General features: G+C 46.9%; 21 protein-coding genes. 11 read left to right on the forward strand and 10 right to left on the reverse strand.

Annotation, left to right across the window (positions count from 1 at the left end; genetic code table 11):
• The first annotated feature begins 64 nt into the window (after window positions 1-64).
• From ABV409_RS15355 to ABV409_RS15370, 4 genes are all read left to right on the forward strand, one after another.
• Window positions 65-946, forward strand: a complete 882-nt coding sequence (locus ABV409_RS15355; RefSeq protein ID WP_353878508.1) for a nuclear transport factor 2 family protein — start codon at window positions 65-67, stop codon at window positions 944-946.
• A gap of 124 nt (window positions 947-1070) precedes the next feature.
• Window positions 1071-1592 carry a 5' nucleotidase, NT5C type gene (locus ABV409_RS15360; protein ID WP_353878509.1) on the forward strand — a complete coding sequence of 174 codons (522 nt, stop codon included), beginning with the start codon at window positions 1071-1073 and terminating at the stop codon, window positions 1590-1592.
• Window positions 1593-2309 carry a carboxylesterase family protein gene (locus ABV409_RS15365; RefSeq protein WP_353878510.1) on the forward strand — a complete coding sequence of 239 codons (717 nt, stop codon included), beginning with the start codon at window positions 1593-1595 and terminating at the stop codon, window positions 2307-2309. It begins immediately after the preceding gene.
• Window positions 2306-3031 carry a M15 family metallopeptidase gene (locus ABV409_RS15370; protein WP_353878511.1) on the forward strand — a complete coding sequence of 242 codons (726 nt, stop codon included), beginning with the start codon at window positions 2306-2308 and terminating at the stop codon, window positions 3029-3031. The genes ABV409_RS15365 and ABV409_RS15370 overlap by 4 nt, the downstream gene beginning before the upstream one ends.
• Before the next feature lie 3 nt (window positions 3032-3034).
• On the opposite strand, the gene ABV409_RS15375 is transcribed toward ABV409_RS15370, so the two are convergent.
• The 6 genes from ABV409_RS15375 to ABV409_RS15400 form a co-directional block, all read right to left on the reverse strand.
• Window positions 3035-3670, reverse strand: a complete 636-nt coding sequence (locus tag ABV409_RS15375; protein ID WP_353878512.1) for a hypothetical protein — start codon at window positions 3668-3670, stop codon at window positions 3035-3037.
• 80 nt (window positions 3671-3750) lie between these two features.
• Window positions 3751-4254, reverse strand: a complete 504-nt coding sequence (locus ABV409_RS15380) for a GyrI-like domain-containing protein (RefSeq protein ID WP_353878513.1) — start codon at window positions 4252-4254, stop codon at window positions 3751-3753.
• Entirely contained in the window at window positions 4238-4990 is a 753-nt protein-coding gene (locus ABV409_RS15385) for a hypothetical protein (protein WP_353878514.1), read from the reverse strand. Before ABV409_RS15385 ends, ABV409_RS15380 begins: the two co-directional genes overlap by 17 nt.
• 61 nt (window positions 4991-5051) lie before the next feature.
• Window positions 5052-6170 carry a THUMP-like domain-containing protein gene (locus tag ABV409_RS15390; protein ID WP_353878515.1) on the reverse strand — a complete coding sequence of 373 codons (1119 nt, stop codon included), beginning with the start codon at window positions 6168-6170 and terminating at the stop codon, window positions 5052-5054.
• Window positions 6171-6243: 73 nt separating this feature from the next.
• A complete protein-coding gene (locus ABV409_RS15395; RefSeq protein ID WP_353878516.1) occupies window positions 6244-7344 on the reverse strand; it encodes an AI-2E family transporter in 1101 nt (366 codons plus the stop codon).
• 5 nt (window positions 7345-7349) lie between these two features.
• Window positions 7350-7955: a DUF4159 domain-containing protein gene (locus tag ABV409_RS15400; protein ID WP_425590009.1), complete on the reverse strand. Its 606-nt coding sequence runs from the start codon at window positions 7953-7955 to the stop codon at window positions 7350-7352.
• 85 nt (window positions 7956-8040) lie between these two features.
• On the opposite strand from ABV409_RS15400, the gene ABV409_RS15405 reads away from it, so the two are divergent.
• Complete coding sequence (locus tag ABV409_RS15405; RefSeq protein ID WP_353878518.1) at window positions 8041-8817, forward strand: DUF1223 domain-containing protein; 777 nt, start codon at window positions 8041-8043, stop codon at window positions 8815-8817.
• 3 nt (window positions 8818-8820) lie between these two features.
• Here ABV409_RS15405 and ABV409_RS15410 read toward each other — a convergent pair whose 3' ends face one another.
• Together ABV409_RS15410 and tsaD are read right to left on the reverse strand one after the other, a co-directional pair.
• On the reverse strand, window positions 8821-9525 hold the full coding sequence (locus ABV409_RS15410) for a 16S rRNA (uracil(1498)-N(3))-methyltransferase (RefSeq protein ID WP_353878519.1): 705 nt from the start codon (window positions 9523-9525) through the stop codon (window positions 8821-8823).
• 47 nt (window positions 9526-9572) lie between these two features.
• Window positions 9573-10598, reverse strand: coding sequence for a tRNA (adenosine(37)-N6)-threonylcarbamoyltransferase complex transferase subunit TsaD (tsaD, locus tag ABV409_RS15415; RefSeq protein WP_353878520.1), 1026 nt, complete (start codon window positions 10596-10598; stop codon window positions 9573-9575).
• Between the two features lie 80 nt (window positions 10599-10678).
• Between tsaD and ABV409_RS15420 the strand changes: the two genes are divergently transcribed.
• From ABV409_RS15420 to ABV409_RS15435, 4 genes are all read left to right on the forward strand, one after another.
• Window positions 10679-15103 (forward strand): translocation/assembly module TamB domain-containing protein, encoded by a 4425-nt coding sequence (locus tag ABV409_RS15420; protein WP_353878521.1) that lies wholly within the window; start codon window positions 10679-10681, stop codon window positions 15101-15103.
• Between the two features lie 133 nt (window positions 15104-15236).
• Window positions 15237-16223 carry a 6-phosphofructokinase gene (pfkA, locus tag ABV409_RS15425; protein WP_353878522.1) on the forward strand — a complete coding sequence of 329 codons (987 nt, stop codon included), beginning with the start codon at window positions 15237-15239 and terminating at the stop codon, window positions 16221-16223.
• A gap of 23 nt (window positions 16224-16246) precedes the next feature.
• On the forward strand, window positions 16247-17248 hold the full coding sequence (gap, locus tag ABV409_RS15430; protein WP_353878523.1) for a type I glyceraldehyde-3-phosphate dehydrogenase: 1002 nt from the start codon (window positions 16247-16249) through the stop codon (window positions 17246-17248).
• A gap of 77 nt (window positions 17249-17325) precedes the next feature.
• Entirely contained in the window at window positions 17326-18177 is an 852-nt protein-coding gene (locus tag ABV409_RS15435) for an N-acetylglucosamine kinase (protein ID WP_353878524.1), read from the forward strand.
• Here ABV409_RS15435 and ABV409_RS15440 read toward each other — a convergent pair.
• Window positions 18170-18550 carry a RidA family protein gene (locus tag ABV409_RS15440; protein ID WP_353878525.1) on the reverse strand — a complete coding sequence of 127 codons (381 nt, stop codon included), beginning with the start codon at window positions 18548-18550 and terminating at the stop codon, window positions 18170-18172. The genes ABV409_RS15435 and ABV409_RS15440 overlap by 8 nt on opposite strands.
• 10 nt (window positions 18551-18560) lie before the next feature.
• A complete protein-coding gene (locus tag ABV409_RS15445; RefSeq protein ID WP_353878526.1) occupies window positions 18561-21212 on the reverse strand; it encodes a putative LPS assembly protein LptD in 2652 nt (883 codons plus the stop codon).
• A gap of 190 nt (window positions 21213-21402) precedes the next feature.
• Between ABV409_RS15445 and ABV409_RS15450 the strand changes: the two genes are divergently transcribed.
• Window positions 21403-22683 carry an N-acetylmuramoyl-L-alanine amidase family protein gene (locus ABV409_RS15450; RefSeq protein WP_353878527.1) on the forward strand — a complete coding sequence of 427 codons (1281 nt, stop codon included), beginning with the start codon at window positions 21403-21405 and terminating at the stop codon, window positions 22681-22683.
• A 49-nt stretch (window positions 22684-22732) separates the two neighbouring features.
• Window positions 22733-23698 carry an MlaD family protein gene (locus ABV409_RS15455; RefSeq protein WP_353878528.1) on the forward strand — a complete coding sequence of 322 codons (966 nt, stop codon included), beginning with the start codon at window positions 22733-22735 and terminating at the stop codon, window positions 23696-23698.
• Window position 23699: the final 1 nt, after the last annotated feature.

Here is a 23699-nt window from a genome sequence, read left to right on the forward strand (position 1 = left end):
TTTCTATAGTTGGTTTATAAGCTGTTAAATAGAACTTTACGCCCAATTTAATCCAAACACCGAAATGAAAAAATTTCCCATTAACACAGTGGTTCTCTTGGCTTTCATCGTCATCGGATGTGGTGAAAAGACCAAAAAGGAGCTCCCAGAAACAGAAACACCTGAAATCGAAACACCTATGGAACTGACCAACAAAGAGAAAGTAGTAGCGCTGTTGAACAGCTTCAATACCGGCGACCAAAGCCCAATCGCGTATATCGATGCCACGCAATACAAACAGCACAACCTAGCCGTTGGTGATGGCTTGGAAGGTTTTGGGGAAGTCATGAAAAATGCCCCTGAAGGTGGGTTCAAGGCCAATGTGGTCCGAGCTTTTGAAGATGGCGATTTCGTGTTCACCCACACCGAATACGATTTTTTCGGCCCCAAAGTCGGTTTTGACGTGTTTCGTTTCGAAAACGGAAAAATCGTAGAGCATTGGGATAATCTCGCTGAGATCACACCGCCCAATCCAAGCGGCCGCACCCAACTAGACGGTAGCACGGACTTAATGGACCTAGACAAAACCGAAGCGAATAAGACCTTGGTCAAAGGCTTTGTTACCGATATCCTCTTGAATGGGGAGAGTGATAAAATGACCGAGTACATCAATACGGAGCAATACCTGCAACACAATTCGGCCGTAGCCGATGGGTTGGATGGTTTGGGGGCCGCCTTGGCCTATTTCGCTGAAAATGGATTGGTGATGGAATACGATACCGTACATCAGGTGATGGGTGAAGGCAATTTTGTCTTGACCCTCAGTGAAGGTAAATTCGGTAAGGGTGACCATGTAGCCTATTACGACCTCTTCCGGGTAGATAACGGCAAGATCGTCGAACATTGGGATGTCATCCAGCCCATCCCACCCAAATCGGAATGGAAAAACGACAACGGTAAATTCTAAGAACCCTTCATCAAGCCCGCCTCGAGCGGGCTTTTTTGATAACTCATGCCCTATTGTTGATTATCATTGCCCGCTTCGCTTCGAACTTTACCGGTTTTTAGCGTACTTCACCAAAACTTAGCGAATGACCATTTTTGTGGATATGGATGAGGTCATGGCCGATGCCTATCAAAAGCACATCGACCTTTACAATGCCGATTTCGGAGCGAATTTTACCAAAGACCAATGTTGGGGCAAAGAGTTTTGGCGCTGCGTACCCGAAGCCCATCAAGACAGCGTGCACGGTCATGCCTCGCGAGTGGGTTTTTTCATTGACCTCAAGATCATGCCCGACTGCCAAGAGGTTCTGGAGGAACTCAACCGCAAACACGAGGTTTATATCGCTTCTGCGGCCATGCAGTTTCCGAATTCGCTTAAAGAGAAATCCGATTGGCTGGACGCGAATTTTCCGTTTATCACCTGGCAACAACGAATCCTATGTGGTCATAAACACGTGTTGAAAGGGGATGTGTTGATCGATGATCGCGCCTATAATCTAGAGCGGTTTGAAGGCCGATCGATTATCTTTACGGCACCGCATAATGTCGATGCCGGGCCGTTCGAGCGAGCAGGGTCTTGGCGCGAATTGGGTGATTTGCTATTGTAAATGAACGTTCGAAGGTACATATTCATCTTGTTTACCGCGCTGGCGGCCAGTTGTGCCGGCCAGGGACAATTGATTGAAGGGGTCGAGGACATCCAACTGCACGATGAGCTACATTACTACTTGTATTATCCGGAATCCTATGAATCCAAAACCGATGAGGAGTTCGGATTGTTGTTGTTCTTGCATGGGGGTGGTGAATCAGGTGCTGCCTTGGAAGAAATCAAAAAAAACGGCCCTCCAAAACTATTGGTCGAAGGCAAACAGTTCCCATTCTTGGTGCTGGCACCCCAAAATCCGTATAAGAAGCAATGGTGGAATATCCATGCGGTGAAGCAATTACTCGATCATATCGTAAGCTCGAACCGTGTCGATACCGATAAAATCTATCTCACCGGACTGAGTCGTGGGGGAAGTGCCGCTTGGAACCTGGCGGTGCAATACCCTGAGACCTTTGCTGCGCTGGCTGTGGTCTGCGGTATGGCCCCTGCTCCTTATGCCCATTGGCTCGATAAGGACATGCCGATTTGGGTGTTTCATGGCGATGAAGATCCCGTCATTCCCGTCAGTGAATCCGATGTCATGGTCGCTAAACTGCGCGGCATGGGATTTGATGTCCGCTATTCCCGATACGAGGGAGTAGGTCATAATTCTTGGGAGCAAGCCTATACCAATGATGCCCTTTACGAATGGATGAACGATCAACAACGGGACCGATGAAACAGTGTTGCATCCTGCTTTTCGGTTTTCTTGTTATTGCCTGTGGCCCGTCTCCTAAAAGTGCGGAAAAGAGATCGGACATTGAAGAAGTAACGGCCATAATTAATGATTCCGTTCGAACGGATATGGTCCCGAAATTCATTCCGAAAAGCTTTGCCGGGATCCATGACACCACCTTTGTCCGCTTGGCCGATTTTTCAGATGCTTTTGCCTACGATCTTCGGTATGCCACCGAGAACAATTTTCTAAAGGCCAAGGTTTACGACTGTGCCGAGTGTTATGTTCGGGCACGAACGGCGAAGGCCTTGTTGGCGGCGAACGCTGCGTTTCTCAAAAAAGGATATCGCATCAAATTTTATGATTGCTACCGCCCCAATGCCGTGCAATACAAAATGTGGGATCTGGTACCCAATCCGCAATACGTTGCCAATCCGGTTAAAGGATCGATCCATAATAAGGGTGGGGCCGTTGATATCACCTTGGTCGATCTAAACGGTTCGGAACTCGACATGGGCACCGATTTCGATTATTTCGGTAAAAAAGCATACCACGACATGCTGGATTTGCCCGATACCGTGCTGCAAAACCGTCGATTGCTAAAAAATACCATGGAAGCAAACGGGTTTTGGTCCATCCGCACCGAGTGGTGGCATTATAACCTGCAGGGAGGGTCAAAACAAAAAGTGGCCAATTTCAAATGGCCTTGCCCAACGGAACCGTAATCCTTATTCTACGGTAAAAAAGAACGACCGCCGTTCTTGACTGACGTTTTCAACCGAATAACCTACACCGCATTTCGTGAGTCCGAGATAATCATCACGCCCTGAAACGGGATAGTTGTCAAGAAGTTCGGTATTCAGGTTCCCATTACGTAAACGAACGGGTTCTAACCAACTCAACACATAATCCCCCGGCGCTAATGCGACCAGTCCGACCCGGTATTCGAATTCGGCTTCGCTAGCTGCAATCGGGGCGATGGCAATCAATTCCGACTCCGGACAAGCACCTAGAACATCCGTACTGCCAATCGAAGCGATCGCACTGAATTGGTCAAGGGCTTCTTCGGTATTGCTAAAATCGTCGCCCTGAACGAGGCGCATCACACTGATGATGTCGCGGGTCGAGGGCTCCATGCTGGGTACCGAATCACCGGTATCCGAATTGACCAGCATTGAAGAAACCTTGCCATTGATCCAGAGGGTATCATTGACGGCATAGGTAAAGGCTTCTGAAATTCGGACTTTGAAAGCGTTGCGTTCCAATGAGGGGCCGATCAATTCATCTGCGGGATCGCAAAGTGCGGCCAAGAACAAAGGGGTAGTGGCCAAAAGCAATCCGAGTTTCCGTTTCGTTTGTTTCATTTTCATGTCGTTTATGCATTGAACAATCCTGAGATGGCGAACCCCTACCCAAGGTGGTTTACCAAAAGGTAAAGTTTGGGTTAAGAATCTTCTTTGGGTCTGGTTCGGATTTTGGGTTGGATGGGAATCCAAATCTCTTCTTCCGACTCGGGATCGTTGTTTTTGTAGTTGGGTCCCAATACTTCAAAATGGGGCCGGTCATCAAGTACAAAGGCCGAATTCGGAAGCCATACTGCATAAATGTATTGGAATATGGACGGGTCGGCACTGGATCCTTTGTAATCAAAAACCGCATACGATCCGCCTGCGAGATCGAAGGATCGCATCCCATCCGGAATCCCTTCATAGGTTGAGACTTCGACCGCCGCCCATTTTTCGAAAGTCCGCATCGGATCAAAACGCTCATAAAAATCGATCGGATAAACCTGTAGGGAGTATTTATCGGTTCCGAGGCGTTGACTTACTTCCCGTATCCGAGGACCGAAGCCACCCCATAAGCTTGCCGTGGTATTTTGGGCCACGCTCATGACCATTGACATACCGATCAGTTTTTTGGGGCTTAGGGTTTCAATTCTGGGTTCCATCGGTTTGTTTCAAATGGTGGTAACAGGCAAAGATGGTTTTCATCTCCTTGAGCATTTCCGGGGATAACCCGACCTTACGATCTTTTTTAGGGCCTTTGAAGGTAATCGTCACTTCCTTTTCCGACGCTGAAAGGGCCTCGAAAAGCCTGATGAAATTTTCGGTATTCGTCTCAATGGTGCAGTACTCAAACCCGTTATCATTGGTTTTGACCCAGTTCAAGAAATAGTCATGATCCATTGCATCGACGGTCATTCGTATCTCCTCAATACCAAGGGTAGGCCGTCCATTGGTATAATTGACCATTTCAAGATGCAGATCTTGCGAAGTATTAATGAACAAATAGAGATAGGCTCCGCTTTTTTCTTTTTTGGTCACTGCTTTGAAATTCGCATCAGGTTCGATAAATAGTGCGCCTTTGTCGCGGCTCAATTTCAATCGATTGGCGGTTAAAAGGCTATCGGTTATCCTTATCGTATCGGCTTTGGGGATGTTGAAATACTGCAAGCCTTCCAAATAAGCGATATGTCTTGTCAGCTTCGCTTCGAAATCGCGGTCTTTGGCCATGCTGAGCACGCCGTTCAGGCTTTTCACAAAAGCATCCCGTTTGGCCGGGGTGGCAGCATCCACGGTTTTCATTAAAGAGTTATAGGTCAACTCCGCCAAGCGTTGGTTCTTCCGCTGGGCTTGTATTGGGTTTAGCACGCCAAGCAGCAACAGGTATAAAAAGAATCTCATAAGGAAGTCAATGGTGTTCGTTCGGTGTTGAAGATACGCAAATTGTAGCGTGTCGAATGCGTCAGTGGTTTATTTTGGCACAACTTAAGACCAAGCGATTTCCATTAGCATCCGTGGTAAAGAACAAGTAGGCCGAACCTCCATCGGCAATGCGGTGTTTCTTGCGTATTTGGGCTACGTTGATCGGGAAGTTCCGGGTGCTGATATTCGCTTTTTGATACGGAAGGTTCCGCATGGCCTCTTTGCTATAAGGGTAGGTAGCTACTACTTTAAAACGCCTGCCCGGAAAATCGATCAAGGAGTCACTGGTATACAAATGGGAGTGTTCCGCTATTTTGCTAAAGGTGAACCGCTTGGCGATCGAACGGAAGCCACCGGATTTCATAAGTGCGGCATGGGGCTCGTACAAGTAGGTTTTCGGTAACGCGTAACGTACCTCGGCCAAGTCCTCTTCCTCTTGGGTGAAGCGGAATTCGATTGCCTTGTCTTGACCGAGGTTTATGGCAACGATGTTCGGAGCATCCGCATGCCCTTTTTGCAACACCCAAAGCAATTCCTTCACTTCGTTTTCCAAGGCGACCACGTAAATCGTTACTACATGATCCAATTCCCGCAACCCTTGTTTGATATCAAGCAGGGGAGAGGTCTTTACCAAAATCGATTCGGCATGTGTAAAAAGTAGAGACAAACGTTCCGGTACATTGGGCATACAGTCTTTTAAAAAATACACCTTATTGGCACTGGCATCCCGTCGTGATGGATCGACATAAATCCAATCGAATGGGGTTGGGTCGTCTGCTAGGACTTCAAAACCATCCTTGGCAAAACAATCGACGTTCGAAATGTTAAGCATGCTGAAATTATGGGCAGCGACCTCAGAGAGCTCGGGGTTACTTTCACAATGGATGACCGTTTCGAATCGTTGTGCGAAAAAGTAACAATCGACACCGAGTCCACCGGTAAGATCGATCAATCGTTTTCCTTCGATGAGAGAGGCTTTGAAAAGAGCGGTCGCTTCGGAACTACTTTGTTCGATATGCACCTTCTTCGGATAATAGATCTTCGCGCTATCGAACCATGTAGGCAACTTCTTGCGACAGCGTTTTTTGCCTTCTAGCTGCTCGGCCAGCTCTTGCTGCGAAACCGATTCGAAAATCGGTTTCTTCAATAAAACTGACATGATGTCAGTGTTCCAATTATTTAATATAAATTCTTGTATTCCAGTATTTAAAATACTTTTATTCAAAGCAATACTATAGGTTTTTAGTGAACTTCCGCACAAAGGTGTTTTCCGCTAAGAATTCCTTTAAAATCACCTTGATGGCGGTGTATCCGGGTACGGCGATGACCATGCCCACGACCCCGAACAACAGTCCTGCGATAATGATGACCAAGAAGATTTCCAAAGGATGCGACTTGACCGAATTCGAGAATATTATGGGTTGTGAAAAGAAGTTGTCGATCAATTGGCCGATCGCCAAACCGATGAGAACGTAGGTGGCTTTGGGTAAGATAACGGTGCTGAAATCGGCACCCAGATAACTGGTCATGGTCAGGGTGACCATGATGACCCCACCGATAATCGGACCAACATATGGAATGATGTTGAACAGGGCACACAAGAAGGCAATGACGATGGCATTTTCAACACCAACGATCAACAAGGTGACCGTATAAATGACGAACAGGATGAACAGTTGCAATAAGATGCCACCGAAATACCGTGACAATAGGTTGTTGATCTTATCGATCGATTTGACCAAATTACCTTCCCGGTTATCGGGCACGAATATTAGCAGTCCGTTTTGAAAGAGCTTGCTGTCTTTCAAAAAGAAAAAAGAGATGAAGAGTACGGAAAACAATCCGATACTGAAATTGCTCAACACACTGATGAAGGAGTTCAGGAAATTCGGAATAAAGTTCAAGTTCAAGCCTTCAAGGACGCTCTTTTCCAATTCGGAATCCTGTAGCATTTCATTGACGTTGGCAGGGGTGGCCCCGAAGTAATCGACGATCTGGAGGTAAAGGGTATTGATATTCTCCTTCAAATCCTCAATACTCAACAACGACAGGTTACGACTCTGTTCGTTGATCAAGGGGATGAACAAGGCCAAGATGCCTATGAAAACGGCCAACATCAGTCCCATGGCCACGATGACCGCCAGGGTATTCGGAAATTTCAGTTTCCGCCTCAAAAAGAGCACAATGGGCCGCCCCAATAAGGCGATAACCGCTGCAATCGCCAGATAGGCCAGAACCGAACGTATTTGATATAAAAAATAGAAGCTAAGTACGATGGCCGTCAGGATGAAAACAGCGCGTAAGATGCCATTGGTTATGGTGTTGGATTTCATATCGGTCAGGATTTAAAAACGTAATCAATAATGTTGGCCCCCATCCGCAAGGCCCGTAACCTCACTTCTTCAGGGTCGTTATGTACCGCTGGGTCTTCCCAGCCATCACCTAGATCACTTTCAACGGTGAACAAAAGCAACAAGCGGCCTTGATCGATTATCCCGAAGGCTTGGGGACGTTGCCCATCGTGTTCATGGATTTTGGGCAGGCCTTGGGGGAAATCGAATCGTTGGGTAAAAAGCGGATGGTCGCTACCCAATTCGATCAATTCCTTATCCGGGAAGACTTTCACCAGTTCCTTTCTGAAATAAGGTGCCAGGCCATAATTGTCGTCAACATGCAAAAAGCCTCCCGATAGGAGATAGGTACGCAGGTTTTCGGCTTCTTCCGCGCTAAAAAATACATTGCCATGCCCGGTCATATGCAGGTACGGATATTGAAAGATGGTCGGGCTTCCGACTTCGACGGTAACCGGCTCCGGGGCGATGCGCGTATCGATCTCGCTATTGCAAAACCGGATCAGGTTCGGCAAAGCGGTCGGATTCGAGTACCAATCGCCTCCTCCGCCATACTTTAAGATGGCCAGTTCTTGTCCCGATATCTGGAACATCACAAAAAAAGTTAAAATCAAAGTCCAGTCCGTAAGTTGCCGCATAAGGATTCGAATAATTAAGCAATTCAAATGTACAGTAATCATGGTTAAGAAAATCGTAATTCCCGTAGTTGTATTCGTTGCAATGACCACAACGGCCTTTTTAAAGGTCAAGGAAGTTGAGGATAAGCGCACTGAAAATACCGCGGTTGAGGCGGTGTATGCCCCCGTTGTAGTCTTGGAACTGTTCACTTCCCAGGGTTGTTCGAGTTGCCCACCTGCCGATGTGGTACTCGACGAATTGAAAGATCGTTATCCGTTAGAGGTGTTCGCCCTTTCCTACCATGTCGACTATTGGAACTATATCGGTTGGGAAGACCCCTTTAGTAAATCAAGCTATACCCAAAAGCAGCGCTTTTACAACCGCAAATTCAAATACCGCAGCAATTACACCCCGCAATTGGTGGTGAATGGAAAGGAACACTTCGTAGGATCGAATAAAGCCAAGGCCTATGCCAAGGTGGATCAGTATGCTTCTTTGAAGTCGCCCAATCAATTGGCCATAAAAGCGACGGCCACCGAGGCAGGTAGCATCAGCTTCGAGTACGAAATCGAAGGTCCCATAGATGCGAAACAATTACGGGCCGTCTTGGTGTTGAACGAACGGACCACCGTGGTCAAACGTGGGGAAAACCGAAACCGCACCCTTAAAAACAGCAATATCGTTGTGGCCGAAACCTATATCAAGGACTTGGCCCCGGCTGGCAAGGCGAGCATCCGGATTCCGCCTATAGTAGGTAAGAATGAAGCCTTGACCCTCATGCTTTTTACCGAAACCGAAGTCCTCGACATTACGGCTGCCGCAAAAAAATCGTTGTGAGCTTCAACTATTGATCATGGCTATCGTACTGCAAGCGACGATTGCCGCTGTTTCGGTACGTAACCGGTTTTTGCCCAAAGATATCGGTAGGAAGCCGGCATTGAGGGCATGGTCAACCTCTGGTTTTGAGAAATCGCCTTCAGGGCCGATTAAGATGACGATGTCTTTATCGGCCGCGGCCCGACGTTTCAATTCCATCTTTTCACCTTCATGACAATGCGCGATGAATCGAAGATCCCCTTCGACATCTTTCAAAAAATCGGAAAGGGGCGTCAGGGGGTTCAGTTTGGGCAAATAAGTCTGAAGCGATTGCTTCATGGCCGTCTCCAGGACTTTTTGCAGCCGTGGTTCTTTCAAGGCCTTTCGTTCGGAATGGTCACATAGGATAGGAGTGATTTCATCAATGCCTATTTCCGTGGCCTTTTCCAAAAACCATTCAAATCGATCGTTCATTTTGGTTGGGGCCACTGCCAAATGCAAATGGTGAAGCCTCGGAATGGTCTTCACTTCGTCGATCAATTGGGCCTTGCATTTTTTCGGGTTCGCTTCCAAAATCTCCGCTTCGAAACGATATCCTTTACCGTTGGTGATCGTTAAGGTGTCACCGGGGTTTTTGCGTAGTACCCTGACGATATGCTTGCTTTCGGCTTCCGAAAAAAAGAACTGTTTGAAACTGCCATCCAAAGACGGGTTGTAGAATAATTGCATGCTGTACGCTTTTAGGCCAATTTTAGGCCGCGATTCCGACTGCTAAGTTAACCACTGATTTTGTATCGCGCCCTTGCGGCGATATCCTGCTTGCTGAATTCACCATTCAGGAATTTCAAATACCCAACGATACCGATCATGGCCGCGTTGTCGGTGCAGTAGGCAAATTTAGGGATGTAGGTCTGCCACCCCCTTTTTTCGGCATCTTTCAAACGTTGCCGTATACCTGAATTCGCCGCGACCCCACCGCCAATCGCAACTTGGTTGATTCCGGTTTCCGCAACCGCCTTTTCCAATTTATCCATCAAAATGTTCAAGATGGTGTATTGGATCGACGCACAAATGTCATCGATATGGGTCTTGATGAAATCGGGGTCTTTTTTGGTATTCTTTTGGATGAAATAGAGGATGCTGGTCTTGAGTCCACTAAAGCTGAAATTCAAGCCTGCTACCTTGGGTTTTGGAAATGGGAATGCTTTTTCATTGCCGTTTTGGGCCTTCTTGTCGACCAATGGGCCACCAGGATAGGGTAAACCCAATAACTTGGCACTTTTATCGAATGCTTCGCCAACGGCGTCATCAAGGGTTTCACCGAGTACCTCCATTTCGAAATGATCGTCGACTTTGACGATTTGCGTATGTCCGCCACTGATGGTCAAGGCCAAAAAGGGAAAATTCGGGGCACGCTGGGCTTCATCACGAATGAAATGGGCAAGGATATGGGCTTGCATGTGGTTGACCTCGATCAGGGGAATGCCCAAGCCCAGGGCCATCGATTTGGCAAAGGAAGTTCCGACCAGCAGGGATCCCAATAGACCCGGGCCTCTGGTAAAGGCTATGGCCGAGAGTTGATTTTTAGCGATATTTGCTTTGGCCAAAGCCTGATGCACAACGGGAACGATATTTTGCTGGTGCGCCCTTGAAGCCAATTCAGGGACCACACCTCCATATTGCCGATGTATTTCTTGGGTCGCGACAACATTGCTGAGCACTTCGTCGTTACAAAGGACAGCTGCCGAAGTGTCGTCGCAAGAGGATTCAATGGCCAGGATATAAATATTTTGGTTTTCCACCGCTTTTGGAACAAAAATTGAAACGCAAAGATAAACCGTAAAGCCCTATCAAAAAACTAAGAAAAATACTGGTTCGTCTTTTGTTGGCGCTTTTGCTGCTTTTTGTTCTGGCGACCATCGTGTTTTCACTTCCGGTGGTGCAAACCGGCTTGGCGAAAAAGGCTACGGATGGATTGAATGCGGAGTTCGGTACCAACATCCAGATCGATAGGGTACAGATCACCCCGTTCAACCTCAATGCGAACATCAAGGGCATCTATGTCGAAGACTACAGGCAAGACACCCTTATTTACATCCAAAAATTAACGACCTCCGTGTTGAGTGCCCGAAATATGATCAATGGGGACTTGGAGTTCGGCGATATCGAAGTCGACAACTTGCTTTTGAATATGAAGACCTATAAGGGTGAAACCGATACCAATCTTGATGTCTTCGTCGATAAGTTGGACGATGGACAACCTCGAAAACCCGGTACTCCTCCCTTTTTGATGACCACTGCGTCGATCCAGATCAACGATAGCCAGTACCGTTTGTATGATGAGAACCTTGAGGTACAGGAGGTCTTGTATTTCGACCAACTTGCCGTTTCGGCTTCCGATTTCCAGATTCTGGGCCCCGATGTGACCATGCAGATCGATGCCCTTTCATTGATCGACAAACACGATATCCGTTTGGAACAGCTCACTACGAGTTTTTCCTATACCAAACAACATATGCGATTCGATTCGTTGACGATTCGAACGCCCGAATCTTCCTTGCATGGAAGACTGCATTTCAATTATAACCGAGAAGATTTTTCAAGCTTTCTCGATAAGGTCAAAGTCGATGCGGAATTCATTGATTCAAAGGTTTCGTTCAATGAGGTGAACCGATTTTACAATGAGTTCGGAGCTGACAAGACCGCCACCTTTTCTACCAAGGCTTCGGGGGTCTTGAACGACATCACCTTTACCGATTTGGTCTTGTTGTCAGGCAATACCGGGGTGAGGGGCGATTATCGTTTTCGAAACCTATTCAATGCCCAGGCCCCATTTATCATGAACGGAGACATGGAAAGTGTCACCTCAAGCTATTACCAGCTTCGCGGCTTGTTGCCCGAGATTTTAGGAAAGAGCATCCCGACCTCCTTTCAAAAATTCGGTCAGTTCACCATACGGGGTACTTCGGAAATCACGGAAAGCTCCATAGATGCCCAGATCAATCTAAGTACGGCCATCGGTAGCAGTTACTCCGACCTTCAGATGACCAATATCGATAATATCGACGATGCTTCGTATCGCGGGTTCATCTCCTTGATCGATTTCGATCTCGGGACTTTTATCGACAATAACAAATTCGGAACGGCCACCTTGGACGTCAATGTCGAAGGCAAGGGCTTTATCGCCGAGTATTTGAATACGGAGGCCATCGGTGAAGTCTATAAGATGGAATTCAACAACTACGAATACCAGAACACCAAGATTTCGGGTATTTTGAAAGATGAGCTTTTTGACGGTTCGCTGATCTGTAACGATCCCAACCTTAGATTCGATTTCAAGGGGTTGGCCGATTTCAGTTCCAATCGAAGTGAGTTCAATTTCAGGGCCGATGTCGATTATGCCAATTTGAAACAATTGAATTTCATCAACGATAGCATTTCGATTTTTAGGGGTAACATCAATATGGATATTGCCGGCAATACCCTTGATAATCTCGATGGGGAATTACAGTTCACCAATACCGCCTATCAAAACAAGAACGACACCTACTTTTTTGAGGATTTTGCCATTTCATCGACTTTTGAACAGGATTCCATCCGCAATATCCAGATCATATCACCTGATATCATCACCGGGTACATGAAGGGGTATTTCAAAGTGAACGAGTTGGGGCGGTTGTTCCAGAACTCCATCGGAAGCATTTATACCAACTACCGGCCCTATGAAATTTCGGATGGCCAACACATGAATTTCAACTTTAGGATCTACAATAAGATCGTCAACATCTTCTTTCCAGAAGTGAGTTTCGGCCCGAACACCTTCATCAGAGGGGATATCGTCGCCGATAAAGGGGATTTTAAATTGACCTTCAAATCACCTGGCATCGAGGCATTCGATAATGGACTTGACGGTATCGAGCTCAAGATCGACAACAAGAACCCCTTGTTCAACACCTACCTCTCCGTTGAGAATATGTCGACCATTTATTATGATGTACAAGACTTCAGTTTGATCAACACTACCTTGAAGGACACGCTGTTCTTTAGAACGGAGTTCAAAGGGGGTAGTCAATTCAATGATCGTTATAACCTTAATTTTTACCACACCTTCAACGAAGAGAATAAATCGGTTATCGGTTTGAAACGATCCGATATTAGTTTCAAAGACAACATCTGGGTCTTGAACAAGAACGGGAATAACCGGAACAAAGTCATCTTAAACCGTACTTTGGATAGCATCCAAATCCAAGAGATCGTGATGGACAACAACAACGAAGAACAGATACGACTTCGTGGTGAACTCGCCGATTCGACCTACAAAGACCTGGAGTTGCAATTCAAGATCGTTTCCCTCGATAAGATCACCCCAGAAATCGATAGTTTGCGCTTGGGTGGCGAGGTCAACGGCTTTTTGAACGTGCTGCAAAAGGATGGAAAATACCTGCCATCATCTAGTCTTGACATAACCGATTTTTCGGTCAACGATTTGGTCATGGGGGATATGGAAGTGGTGATTTTCGGTAATAATGACCTAAGCGAATTCGGTGTCAATACCTGGCTTAATCAGGAGGGTACCGAGCGCTTTAGTCTGAACGGGAATCTGTTCAATGATCCGGACCGGACCACGGTCGATCTGCAAGCCTCTTTCACCGAATTCGACCTCACGCCTTTTGCCCCCTTGGGAGAGGATGTCATATCGAACATCAGGGGCTATTTGAACGGGAATGCCCGGATTACCGGTGCGGCCGAAAACCCGGATATCAACGGCACCCTAACTTTGAACGAGGCCGGTCTGGGAATCCCGTATTTGAACGTCGACTATGAATTTTCCCCCTTGTCGCGTATTCGCTTGTTCGATCAAACCTTTTATTTCGAGAATATCGGTTTGACCGATAGTGCGGAACGTACTACGGGTATTTTGGACGGAACCATCAGCCATACCGCTTTTGGGGATTGGGATCTCGATTTGAATATGGATACTGATGGTGAACGCTTGATGATCTTGAATACCGACTACGATGAGGAAGCCTTGTATTACGGTAAAGGTTTTGTCAACGGTTCAGGAAGGATCCATGGGCCGACCACAGCCTTGAATATCGAATTCGATGGTGCCACGGCACGGGGAACGGAATTAAAGATCCCGTTAAGCGACCTTACCAGTGTCGGGGATTACTCCTTTATCAATTTTATCGAAAAGAACAAGGGGACGACCATTGATGAGGAGCGGGTGCTCGACGACTATGAAGGCATTGAAATGGCGTTTGACCTTGCGGTCACCCCGGAAGCCGAGGTCGAGATCGTGGTCGATCCACAGACCGGAAGCTCGTTGAAGGGAACGGGTGAGGGGCTATTGTTGATGGAGATCAATACGAACGGGAAATTCAACATGTACGGCGAATTCGTCGTGGTGACCGGAAAATACAATTTTAAACGGGGCGGGGTGATCGATAAGACGTTCACCGTGCGCCCTGGGGGTACCATTCTTTGGGAAGGCGATCCCTTAGCGGCGCAATTGTCATTGGATGCCGTCTATGCGCTCAATGCGAACCCGGCGCCATTGCTCGATGATCCGAGTAGCTCACGTCGAAGTATCCCCACCGAGGTAGTAGTGCGCTTGGAAGGAGAGCTGGAAAGTCCGACCATTGATTTCGATATTGAATTTCCAGGAACCAGCTCTGTCATCAAATCCGAGTTGGAATACCGGTTGCAAGACCCGACTATCAAGAGTGATAACGCCTTTTTCCTATTGGCCCAAGGAACTTTCGTCAATAGGATCAGTCAGCAAGCCGTGACCGGAAACTTGATCCAGACGGCCTCAGGCTTGTTGAACTCAGTCTTGGGCGGTGGCAACGACAAATTCAATTTCGGGCTTTCATATGAGCAAGGCTATACCGCTTCTGAAATAGATACCGACGACCGTATCGGGGTCAGCGTGTCGACCCAGATTTCCGATAAGATTTTATTGAACGGTCGGGTAGGGGTGCCGGTCGGGGGAGTCTCCGAGACCGTTGTGGCCGGTGACGTCGAAGTACAGATCTTATTGAATGAAGAAGGCACCCTGAGTGCCAAGATCTTCAATCGTGAGAATGAAATCAACGAATTCCTAGCCGAACGCCAAGGGTACACCCAAGGGGTTGGATTATCGTATCAGGTTGATTTTGAAGACTTCAATGATCTGTGGCAACGTATTTTCAAGAAAAAACAAGACAGTACCACTGTGAAAAAGCCACCTACGCAACAACAAAATGTGATGGGGCAAGACAGTTTGATCCGATTTTACGCGAAAAAGCCATCAATCCGGCAATAAATCCTACGATTTCGTCTATTTTTTGTACAATAATTTTACGAAATCGTTTGAGGATTTTAGATACCCTAAAATAAGCGATAGCGCATTTTTTAATTGAAAGAAGTTCACTAGTTTTGATCTCTTAAAATTTACTATGGCCAACAAAATCAGGAAAGTAGCCGTATTGACGTCAGGAGGGGACTCACCGGGAATGAACGCGGCGATTCGATCCGTAGTACGTACTTGCGCCTTTATGGAGTTGGAATGTGTGGCGGTCTACAGAGGATATCAGGGCATGATCGATGGGGATTTTAAGGAAATGAACGCCCGTAGTGTCAACAACATCATCAATAAGGGGGGCACGATACTGAAATCGGCCCGTTGTGAGGATTTCAGGACGCCTGAAGGAAGGAAAAAAGCCCATGAACAATTGGTCAAGGCCGGCATCGATGCCTTTGTGGTCATCGGGGGTAATGGGAGTTTCGCAGGAGCCCTTAAATTCAATGAGGAATTCAATTTCCCGGTTATGGGGATACCGGGTACGATCGACAACGACATTTTAGGTACTTCCTTTACCATAGGTTTCGATACGGCCATCAACACCGTGGTCGAAGTAATCGATAAGATACGTGATACCGCCAGTTCGCACAACCGCTTGTTCTTTATCGAGGTCATGGGCCGCGATGTGGGGCATATCGCCTTGAACGCAGGAGTAGGTGCCGGGGCAGAGGAAATTTTGATCCCTGAACAAAATCTTGGCTTGGAACGACTTCTCGATTCCTTGAAACGAAGTAAGAAATCAGGGAAATCATCAAGTATCGTCATCGTTGCCGAAGGCGATAAGACCGGTAAAAACGTTTTCGAACTCAAAGAATACGTAGAAGAGCATTTGCCGATCTATGATGTTCGGGTTTCCGTTTTGGGCCACATGCAACGCGGGGGTAACCCAACCTGTTTTGATCGGGTATTGGCCAGTAGAATGGGGGTTAAATCGGTCGAGGCCCTTTTGGAAGGAAAAACCAATTATATGGTAGGAGTCCGTGACACCAAACTCATCTTGACACCCATCAGTGAGGCGATCAAGGCACATACCGAAATTGACGCGGAACTCATCAGGGTTTCTGATATAATGACTACATAATCATAACTTAAAATAAAAAGATAATGTCACAAGTAAAAATAGGGATTAACGGATTTGGAAGAATTGGCCGTTTGGTCTTTCGGGCCAGCGTAAAACGCGACAATGTTGAAGTGGTCGCCATCAATGATTTGTTGGATGTCGAGCATTTGGCCTACCTATTGGAATACGATTCGGTACATGGCCGTTTCGATGGCACCGTTGAAATCAAGGACGGCCATTTGGTCGTTAACGGCAAGACCATCAGGATTACCGCCGAAAGAGACCCGAAAAACCTGAAATGGGATGAGGTCGGAGCTGACATCGTTGCAGAATGCACCGGAATATTCACCACTTTGGAAACCGCCCAATACCATATTGATGGCGGCGCTAAAAAAGTGGTTATTTCAGCACCTTCGAAAGACGCACCCATGTTCGTTATGGGTGTGAATCACCACGAAGCCAAAGCAAGCGATACCATCGTTTCGAACGCTTCCTGTACGACCAACTGTCTTGCCCCTATGGCCAAGGTCTTGAACGACAACTTCGGTATCGAAGAAGGATTGATGACTACAGTACACGCCACCACCGCAACACAAATGACCGTTGATGGGCCATCAAGAAAAGACTACCGCGGTGGTCGAAGTGCCATGATCAACATCATTCCGGCTTCTACCGGTGCGGCGAAAGCGGTCACCAAGGTAATACCTGCCCTTCAAGGCAAATTGACCGGGATGGCCTTTAGGGTTCCTACTGCTGACGTTTCCGTTGTCGATTTGACGGTTCGACTCGAAAAGGAAACTTCTTATGAAGAAGTCAAAAAAGCGTTCAAAACCGCTGCCGAAGGTGATTTGAAAGGCATTTTGGGGTATACCGAGGAACCGGTGGTTTCCCAAGATTTCGTTTCAGACAGCAGAACCAGCATCTTTGATGCCGGAGCGGGAATCGAATTGAATTCGAAGTTCTTCAAGTTGATTTCGTGGTACGATAACGAAGCTGGATTTTCAAACAAAATGTTGGACCTCGCTTCGCACGTCGCCAATCTGTAAGATTTTTACCCAACGTATTCCTGAAAATTAGGCCTAAAATCCTTATTTTCAGGAATATTTATTTATAGCACCAACCCATGGTTTTAATTGTAGATAGTGGCGCCACTAAGTCGGACTGGATCGCCCTTGACGAAAACGGTGAACAACTATTCAATACCCAGACCTTAGGTCTTAGTCCGGAAGTGTTGACCGAACCCGTGATCAAAGACCGTCTTGCCAATAACTTCGAGCTTTCAAAGAATAAGAACGACGTCACCCAACTCTATTTTTATGGTGCCGGTTGCGGTACGGATCGTATGAAGCAGTTCTTGAAAAACATCTTTACCGATTTTTTCCCGAATGCGAAGGCCGAAGTCCATGAGGACACCTATGCGGCTATCTACTCGACGACCAAAATCGGGCATCAGGGCATCGTTTGCATCTTGGGTACCGGATCGAACTGCAGCTATTACGATGGGCACCAGCTCTTTCAAAAAGTCACCTCCTTGGGTTACATTTTGATGGATGACGGCAGTGGTAATTTTTTCGGGAGGAAGTTATTGAGGGACTATTATTTTCACAAAATGCCGCAAGACCTTGGTATGAAGTTCGCCAAAGAATATGAGTTGGACGCCGATGTGATCAAAGAACACCTCTACAAACAACCGAACCCGAATACTTATTTGGCCACTTTTGCACGCTTTATCATAGAAAATAAGGACCACCCTTATTGCAGAGGGGTCATCGACAAAGGCTTTCAACAGTTCGTGAACAACTACATCATGCAATTCGAACTTGCCACAAAAGTGCCGATTAATTTCGTGGGCAGCATCGCACATTTCCTACGCGAGGAATTGACCACGGTGATCGAACGCAACGATTTGATTTTAGGGGTTATCCGACAACGCCCTATCGAAGGCTTGGTCGAATTCCATAAAGACACTATTTAACGGCGATCATCGAAATTTCGACATTGACGAATTTCGGTAGGTTGGCGACTTCCACAGTTTCCCGAGCAGGTGCGGTTTCCGCATCGAAATACGCTCCATAGGCTTCGTTGATTTCTGCAAATTGATGCATATCCTTAATGAAGATCGAAGTCTTGACAACATTGTCGAAGCCCATACCAGCAGCTTCTAGGATCGCTTTGAGGTTTTCCATGGATTGACGGGTCTCTTTTTTGATATCGCCCGCTACCAAATTACCAGTACTGGGATCAATCGGGATCTGACCTGAAATATACAGGGTTCCGTTGATAAGGGTCGCTTGGTTGTAGGGCCCGATAGGCGCTGGGGCATGCGGTGTATTGATGATGCTTTTCATAAGGTGGATTTTATCGACGTATGCGTTGGCTGTTCTTATCGTATTTCAAGTCTTGTAGGATCGAACTACTGATTCCAATAAAGAAATCCCAGCGCTCGTTCCGACCGAAAGGTACCCAATTGAATCGAAGATCGAAACTTTTCAAATTGCGACTGAACCGGAATTGGGTCTGGGCAAATCCTTTGTTTACGAAATCATACCCTGAGGAAATCCCCATTTGCCATCGAGGCGATAACTCGATATCACCACCGAACATTAACGAAGCGTTGTTGATTTCGTTCTGTCTATTGGAATTCAAATAGCCCAAGGCGAATTGCACGTTCAGGTTCCAGGGGATTTTGGTACCGTAGACCGGGTTTTCGATATCCCCTTCTTCCTTTCGGGTGCTGAACTGTGTATCGAAACCTGAACCGAAGAGGTTATCGTTACGTCCGCCACTCGCCGCACGGTACGAATCACTGGCCTGTTCGCCTTCGGCCTTATCATCACGACCACCTCCTTTTTTGAAGATGCTGTTGTCAAGGGCATAACGAAGGTTCAACGAACCTCGGGTCAATCGAACAAGCCCTCCTCCCGCGTTCACGTTGAAGGTGTTGATACGACGGCCGTTATTATCAATGGTATAGGGGTCCAAGGTTCCTGAAAAGTTGATGCTCATTTTGTTGTTCAAGAGCGTGGTTCCCCCATTCATGCTGACTGGTGCCAGTTTGAGCGAATCAGCTTCAAAGTTATACGAGGTCGAAAAATTCAGGTTGCTCAATATGGGTATTTTCTTGGGTTCCAATTTGGTCGAATCCTTATCCCGTACCTTGGCTTCGATAGTGTTCTGTAGCGAAAACGTGATCGAATTCGACTTGTTGAGGCTTGGGGCACCGTTCAAAGTGCCTTCGAACCTACTGAACAACACTTCTTCACCGTCGTTATCGGTATAGGTATCGTAAAACTGTTCGAACGAGGGGGTATATGCCCACCCGATCTGGGGTCGCATGACGTGACGAATCGCTTGTATCTTTTTGTCTTCCCCGAAATTAAAAGTACCGTACAGGGTGGTTCCTACGCTAGCACTTAGGCCGTATTGGTTGTAGCGGTCAAACCCGTTGATGGTGTCCAAGACCACTTCGGTATTGCTATCCGGGTTGTCGGGATCGAGACCCCTATTGAAGGTTTCCAAGGTCCATACGTCCTCATAATTCCCGCCCACCGTTACACTGAAGTACTTGGCGACCTTGAAGTTCGTACTGATGGGCAAGGTATGGCGTGCCCCGACCCGTGCATCGTCGAACATCCTACCCGTCAGAAAATCTTCCTCATTGGTACGAATGCGGTTCTCAGCCCTTAAGTTATATTGGAAATTCAGGTTTTGGATGATGCCCTTTTTGATGCCGTCACGTTTGGCAAAAGGGAAGATCCGTTCCATACTGGCCTGCAAGGTCGGTAGGGTCAGGTTGACCTCCTGGGTATTGGTATTCTGATTGTGGGTGGCGGTCAGGCTGAAGTTCACCGATGGGTAATTCGGAAAGGTCTTTGAATACGAAATCGACGACGACAGGTTGTTGTTCTGGGTGTTCTGGACATTGATCTGGTTGAAGGAATTCGTAAAGTATTGACTGCTTCCTAAATTGACCGAAGCCGAAAATCGGGAATTCGGGTTGGCCTTCGCATCTTGACTGTGCGATATCTGGAGGTTGTAGAGCGTCGTACGCCTGAAATCATCAAACCCTTTTTGACTAAAGACCTGGTTTTCGTAACGAAAATTGACATTCCCCCGAAAGCGGTAGCGCTTCGCATAAATCGATTGGGTTCGCACACCGTAGCTTCCATTCGTGAAAAAATCACCCATGATACTTAGGTCCACATAGTCACTGATCGGAAAATAATAGCCACCGTTCTGTATGGCAAAGCCCCGGTTGGGATCTTGGGTAAACGAAGGAAAGATCAAACCCGCCGTTCGCCCTGTGGTCAGCGGAAAATAGGCAAAAGGTAACGCGATAGGGGTGGGTACGTCTACCAAATACATGTTGCTGTAACCAGCGATGATTTTCTTACCGGGTACGAATTTGGCCTTCCGGACCCGGATGTAATAATCCGGGTCGACGGTATCTTTCGAAGTGGTGAGTTTGCCATCCTTCAAAAAATACACCGAGTCGTTTTCCTTTTTCGTGACCTCGGCCAGTACTTTCATGGCATCGGCCCCAAAGGAGCCCAACCCGGCCTGCTGCTCGGTGCGCGAATTCCAGATGAGGGCCCGTTCCGTATCGAAATTAAAACGAATGGAATCGGGGATCACGATTTGATCCCCTTGTTTGAAATAGGGCAGTTGGGTGTAGGTGCCCGTTGAGTCTTTGATACGACCGGCATAGACCTCGTTTTTCACATAATCCATGACGATTACACCCGCTTTCAATTCGATGTCTTGATAGTAAATTTCGGCTTCGTCGTAGAGGTAGATTTTTTGTTCTTTTCTACTCAAACGAACATAGTCCTTCGCCTTGTATCGGATCTTATCGAGAAGGACGCCCTGTTTTTTGGACGTGGTATCGGTCAGGGTGCTATCCGCTTTGAGGCTGGGATTTAGGGTTTCCGGAAGTAAAACCGGGGCACTGATGGTATCGGTAATCGCCTTGACCGGTAGTGGAACCACCTTGTCTTCTTGAGCGCTCATACTGAGGGTTCCAAACACAAATAGGAGGACCAAAAGAAACCGATGTTTGTTTGCGTGCAACGTGATAAGTCCTATTTTTGTAGCAGGTTGGCCTAATTTTTGAAGCCAAACTTACATATATTTTTTGTTCTGTTCCTTGGGCGTTACGATTATTTTAACCAAGGCAGAACGCTCAAAACCGGCAGTGTCCATGATTAAATCCAAGTTGGCGACCTTCCTATTTTTTGGGGTCTTTTTCATCTCTAGCGCATTCATCAAAAATGGTACCGAAACGGATCAAATGCAAAAATTCGTTGTCGTTCTGGATGCTGGGCATGGCGGGCATGATCCGGGGAACCTGGGTAATGGATATCTTGAAAAGAACATTGCCCTTGCCATCGTTTTGGAGGCCGGTAGGTTATTGGAACGTCAAGACGATGTGACCGTCATCTACACCCGTAAGGACGATACTTTTATCGACTTGTATAAAAGGGGTAAAATCGCCAATGATGCCAAGGCCAATCTCTTCGTATCCGTCCATTGCGACTCCCATAATTCGGATGCCTTCGGTGCAGGTACCTTTGTTTTGGGGCTGCATGCCAATAAGCAGAATTTCGAAGTGGCAAAAAAAGAGAATTCGGTAATCTATCTCGAAGATAATTATGCCGACAACTACGCCCAATACGACATCAATTCGCCTGAATCGGTCATCGGCCGTACCATCATGCAGGAGGAATATTTGGAATCGAGTATCGAGTTGGCCAAATTGATGCAACAAAACTTCACCAAAAAATTGACGCGAAAAGACCGTAAGGTCAAACAAGCCGGCTTTATCGTACTGCACCAGACCTTCATGCCCAGTGTATTGGTGGAGACCGGGTTTTTAACGAACAAAACGGAGGGGGCTTACCTGAACTCCAAAAAAGGGCAGAAAGAGATGGCAACCGCCATGGTCAACGCCATTTTAAGCTTTAAGGACGGGGTCGATGCGAACGTGATCGCATTCGACACCCCAACACCGGAACCGGAAGAGGTGGTGCAAAAACCAAAGGAAACGGTCGAAGCACCGAAGGAGCAGGTTGAAAAAACGGTCGAGACACCTAAGGACCAAGTGGAAGAAAAGGTTGGTGAAACCGAAACGGCCACCAAGCCTGATTCCGTTAAACCGGATACTAAAGAACCCGAGGAAGTCACGGTCCCAAAACCCAAGATAAGGGTGAAAAGTACGATCGGCTATAAAATCCAGCTGATGGCCAGTGGTAAAGAGGTGCCTTTGAGACCCGAAAATTTCAATGGCCTCAGCATTATCTCGAAAGAACCCTACAAAAACCTGTTCCGGTATATGTATGGCAATGCCACCTCCTACCAAGGTGCCAAAAAATTGAAAGAGTTCGCTGACTCGAAAGGCTACACTTCATCTTACATCGTCGCTTACCGTGATGGGGTCCGTATTCCGTTGGCCGAGGCCATAAAATCTGAGGCGAGCCAGTAGAACGGTGTAAATTTTTCCTAATTTTGTTGGAAACCGAAAACCAGATCTTTTGAAATTATCCAGGGAAGTCAAAACAGGTATCATCGCTTTGGTCGGTATCTTTTTGTTCATTTTAGGGTATGGTTATTTGAAATCGGCATCCATTTTCGATCAATCAAGAACCTTCTACGCGGTATACGATAACGTCCAAGGCCTTCAAAATGGAACCCAGGTTTCCTTGAACGGGCTAACTATAGGCAATGTCAGCAGCATAAAATTCAAGGATAACAGCGGGAAACTGTTGGTCACTTTCAATATCAATACGGATTTCGAATTCTCCAAGAACAGCACGATCGAGCTTTTCGATACCGGTATCATCGGTGGCAAGGGCCTGCAGATCATACAAGCATTCGACAACGCCCCAATGGCGCAGTCCGGAGATACGTTGAGAACGTTAATCAAGCCGGGATTAACGGAATTGGTACAACAAAAACTCACTCCGCTTCAAATGAAGGTGGAGGGGGCCGTTTCACATGCCGATACCTTGTTGATGAATGTAAACGATGTATTGGATGCCAAGACGAAAATGGAACTCCGCCAAAGCATTGCGGGCTTGAACGGTTCGATTAGAAGTTTCGAGACCACGACCAATGCCTTGAATGCGCTATTGGTCGAGAACAAAGAGGTGCTCGATTCATCGATTAAAAATTTCGGAACGATCACCGCGAACTTCTCTAAACTTTCGAAGACCTTATCCGAAGCTGATTTCGAAGCCACCATAAAGGGATTGCAGGAATCGCTCGACGGTTTGAACGGCGTTTTGGCCAGTATCGAAAAAGGGGAGGGAACCTTAGGAAAGCTTGCAAAAGACGAAGCGCTATATACCAACCTATCGGATGCGTCACGTCAACTACAATTGTTGTTACAGGATTTCCGTTTGAATCCGAAACGCTATGTGAACGTTTCCGTATTCGGCAAAAAACAGAAAGACTACGAGTTGCCCGATAACGACCCGGCGGCTCAAAAGGAAAACTAAT

The organism is Flagellimonas algarum (genome assembly GCF_040513375.1).
GTDB lineage: Bacteria > Bacteroidota > Bacteroidia > Flavobacteriales > Flavobacteriaceae > Flagellimonas_B > Flagellimonas_B algarum.